The organism is Photorhabdus viridis (genome assembly GCF_040256935.1).
Taxonomy (GTDB): Bacteria; Pseudomonadota; Gammaproteobacteria; order Enterobacterales; family Enterobacteriaceae; genus Photorhabdus; species Photorhabdus viridis.
Window position 1 is genome coordinate 1 of the sequence record NZ_JBEJZY010000429.1, and the last position, 243, is coordinate 243.

The following is a 243-nucleotide window of genomic DNA, read 5'->3' on the forward strand; positions in this document are numbered from 1 at the left end:
TTGATACCGAGTCATGGGATTTAACGTTAGATGATTCTGGAAATATCGCCATTACTGATAATCCCTATTCTGTAGCGCAGGATGTCGCTTGTGCCTGTAGTACATATCTGGGTGAGTGCTGGTATGACACAGCATTGGGTATTCCTTATTACCAGCGAATTTTGGGATATTGGCCGGGAACTCAGCTAATCAACAGCAAAATGCAACAAGAAGCAATGAAGTTACCTTATGTTCAGTCTGCCA

The 243-nt window shown here is 42.8% G+C and carries 1 protein-coding gene; it reads left to right on the plus strand.

Going from position 1 to position 243, the window contains the following annotated elements; genetic code table 11:
• Positions 1-243, plus strand: a 243-nt coding sequence (locus tag ABR397_RS24035; RefSeq protein ID WP_350307880.1) for a hypothetical protein, incomplete at both ends; no start/stop codon positions are given.